Here is a 662-nt window from a genome sequence, read left to right on the forward strand (position 1 = left end):
GCTTTTTTGAAAGCATATTTCTGAATGAATTTTTTAAAAGGGTATAATTTAGATTCCTCAGGCCATAAATCGGTTCGGCCTTGCTGTGCGATGGCAATAGTTTTAGATCCAGATAATGCCGCAAGAAAACCATAACTGGTTGTTCTTTCTGCAATAACCATATCTGGTTTTTCTTTTTTAATGATTTTTCGAATAGAAAGAGGAGAGAAGAAATACTCTAAAATACGCTTGAATCTATGATTGTTAGATGTTTGAAGTTCCCAAGTGACAATTTCAAAATCGCCAAATTCTTTCAAGCCTTTCATCCAAGTGATAGCATCGGCGCGATAAGATTCTCCAAGAAAAAGTATTTTCCTTTTCATTCAGTTATTGTTTTTGCCACAGATTAAAAAGATTAAAATGATTTTTACTGTTGCGAAAAATTAATCTGAGTGAATCTGTGAAATCTGTGGCAAATAAAATTAAAATTCTTCAGTATCCAAAGCGCGATTGATGAATTCGTTTAATGGTTTTAAAGCAATAAGTTTATGGCTTATTTTCTTTACGAAATCTTTCTCCATCACTTCAGAAACATTGTAAACTTGAGTTGCCGTAAAACTTTTCAGTTTCAAAAACTCAATTGCTGGATGGTCTTTTTCGTAACCGCGAGGCATGCTTTTTAG

The 662-nt window shown here is 33.2% G+C and carries 2 protein-coding genes; both read right to left on the reverse strand.

The genetic code is table 11. The features are described from left to right. On the reverse strand, positions 1-362 hold a 362-nt coding region (locus B3J44_RS03825), incomplete at its 3' end, for a glycosyltransferase (protein WP_286965894.1). A gap of 99 nt (positions 363-461) precedes the next feature. Next, on the reverse strand, positions 462-662 hold a 201-nt coding region (locus B3J44_RS03830), incomplete at its 5' end, for a DUF2461 family protein (RefSeq protein WP_286965896.1).

Source organism: Flavobacterium sp. UBA4854 (assembly GCF_002399805.1).
Classification (GTDB): domain Bacteria; phylum Bacteroidota; class Bacteroidia; order Flavobacteriales; family Flavobacteriaceae; genus Flavobacterium; species Flavobacterium ginsengisoli.